This is a genomic window from Geobacillus sp. LYN3 (assembly GCF_003064505.1).
Classification (GTDB): Bacteria; Bacillota; Bacilli; order Bacillales; family Anoxybacillaceae; genus Parageobacillus_B; species Parageobacillus_B toebii.
In genome coordinates, this window is the sequence record NZ_QCWL01000021.1 from 1,439 (window position 1) to 3,603 (window position 2,165).

A 2,165-nucleotide genomic window follows, 5' to 3' on the forward strand; every position below is an offset into this window, starting at 1 on the left:
TTTTATACTAGGGGCATAGTTTAATGGTAGAACAGAGGTCTCCAAAACCTCCGGTGTGGGTTCGATTCCTACTGCCCCTGCCATAAAATAAATATGTATGGCGACTATGGCGAAGTGGTTAACGCACCAGATTGTGGCTCTGGCATGCGTGGGTTCGATTCCCACTAGTCGCCCTTCCTTATATTTTTTTGGGGTATAGCCAAGCGGTAAGGCAACGGACTTTGACTCCGTGATGCGTTGGTTCGAATCCAGCTACCCCAGCCATGATCACGATGCGGAAGTAGTTCAGTGGTAGAACACCACCTTGCCAAGGTGGGGGTCGCGGGTTCGAGTCCCGTCTTCCGCTTCCCTGCGGCGGCATAGCCAAGTGGTAAGGCAGAGGTCTGCAAAACCTTTATCCCCGGTTCGAATCCGGGTGCCGCCTCCATATATGGCAGAGCCGGGGTGGCGGAATTGGCAGACGCACAGGACTTAAAATCCTGGGGTAGGTAACTACCGTGCCGGTTCGAGTCCGGCCCTCGGCATGAAATAAACAGTTGACTTTATATTATTTGTAATGTAAAATTATATACGTCTTTACGCCGATGTGGCGGAATTGGCAGACGCGCACGACTCAAAATCGTGTGGGCTTTGCCCGTGTGGGTTCGACTCCCACCATCGGCATCGAAAATAGGGAGAAGGCTTTAGGATCAAGGGTTCTCACGAATGTGGGAACCCTTTCTTTATTTTTACCGAATACGATTCGAGTAAGAAAAATCGTGTGCGACTAATCGTGTTCGGTGAGGTGAAATGGAAAATGAAAAAAATAGAAAATGAGAGAAAATTGCAGAGAAAGAGCAAGAGAGGAAGAAGAGGAGAGCTGAGTCGTGAAGAGTTGTTGTTAATATCTGACGACATTGGAGAAATTGAATACACATTTGAGGAATTGTTAGAGATATTTATTGAGGATTGCGAATTGAGGAATTTAAGGGAACATACGATTAAATATTATCGCAGCGAGTTAAACGCATTTATAAAATTGCTGAAAGAGCAAGAGGTACCGTCAAGAATTTTGTGTAATGTAAGATAGATAGGGTATCTCTGAAATGGATTTAGAATAGAGGGGGATATTTCCTCCACACAAGAGACTGAATATTCAGTCTCTTGTGTGGAAAGGGAGAATCCCCTTATTTTGTTTATTTGCAATATTTGGTTAATGATAACGTTCTTCAAACATTCGCTCGAGGGCTTCATGCGCTTCGGCAAATCCTCGCAACTTTCGCCCTGCCCATTTCTCATTAAAATCTTGAATGGTCAAATACACGATTTTTTCAGCGGCTTCTAAACTGCTCAAACTGTTCATCGGCTTTAGGCGTTTCCGAATCTCCTTGATCGTTCGTTCGATGGCATTGGTCGTGTAAATCACACTTCGAATACTGCTTGGATAATTCATAAATGTAAGGAGGACATCCAACTCATTGGCCCAAGATTGGACTTCCCTTGGGTACTCGCGAGACCATTTGGATTGAAACTGTTGAAACATCTCCAATGCGATTTCTTTATTCGGAGAACGATAAATGAGTTTCAGATCCTCCGCCATTTCGAATTGGTCTTTTTTCCGAACACGATTTAGGGTGCTGCGGACTTTGTGAACGACACAACGCTGCACATCCGCTTTCGGATAAACGGCCCGAAAAGCTTCCTCCAGCCCCGGAAGACCATCAAATATGCCCAGAAGCACTTCCTTGATGCCTCTTTGGTAGAGGTATTGAAGAATTTCCTGCCATACATAGGCGCTTTCTTGTCCTCCCACAAAGAAATCAAGAATTTCGCGATATCCTTCTTCGTTCACCCCTAACACCACATAAATGACTTCTTTCTCCACGGTTTCGCGACGAAGTTTTACGTATAAACCATCCAAATATAAGACGGAATAACGCTTGTGCAGTGGACGAGTGTGCCATTTCTCGATGTCTTCCTTCACGACATCGGTAATACGGCTGATCGTCGCTGGAGAATAAGCATTTCCTAGAATTCGTTCCATAAACTTGCCAATTTCCCGTGTACTCATGCCACTTTGATACATCCTAATGATGGCTTCCTCCAGCCAGTCTGTGTGGCGTTGGTAAGGAGCGAACAATTGGGTTTGAAATTCTCCGTTTCGGTCTCTAGGGACCAAAAGACCT

Annotated in this window: 2 protein-coding genes and 7 tRNA genes; 8 read left to right on the forward strand and 1 reads right to left on the reverse strand. The window is 45.2% G+C overall.

Annotation, left to right across the window (positions count from 1 at the left end; all coding sequences use genetic code 11):
• Nucleotides 1-9 precede the first annotated feature (9 nt).
• The 8 genes from DCC82_RS16450 (at nucleotide 10) to DCC82_RS16485 (ending at nucleotide 1,069) form a co-directional block, all read left to right on the forward strand.
• Nucleotides 10-83 (forward strand) — tRNA-Trp (locus DCC82_RS16450).
• A 17-nt stretch (nucleotides 84-100) separates the two neighbouring features.
• Nucleotides 101-173: transfer RNA gene (locus DCC82_RS16455), tRNA-His, on the forward strand.
• 16 nt (nucleotides 174-189) lie between these two features.
• Nucleotides 190-264 (forward strand) — tRNA-Gln (locus DCC82_RS16460).
• A 10-nt stretch (nucleotides 265-274) separates the two neighbouring features.
• A tRNA-Gly gene (locus tag DCC82_RS16465) sits at nucleotides 275-346 on the forward strand.
• Between the two features lie 7 nt (nucleotides 347-353).
• A tRNA-Cys gene (locus DCC82_RS16470) sits at nucleotides 354-427 on the forward strand.
• Nucleotides 428-438: 11 nt separating this feature from the next.
• A tRNA-Leu gene (locus DCC82_RS16475) sits at nucleotides 439-524 on the forward strand.
• Between the two features lie 56 nt (nucleotides 525-580).
• A tRNA-Leu gene (locus DCC82_RS16480) sits at nucleotides 581-663 on the forward strand.
• Nucleotides 664-796: 133 nt separating this feature from the next.
• Nucleotides 797-1,069, forward strand: coding sequence for a hypothetical protein (locus tag DCC82_RS16485; RefSeq protein WP_233253069.1), 273 nt, complete (start codon nucleotides 797-799; stop codon nucleotides 1,067-1,069).
• Between the two features lie 123 nt (nucleotides 1,070-1,192).
• Here the strand turns inward: DCC82_RS16485 and DCC82_RS16490 are convergent.
• The coding region (locus DCC82_RS16490; protein ID WP_233253070.1) for an IS256 family transposase at nucleotides 1,193-2,165 on the reverse strand (973 nt) is incomplete at its 5' end.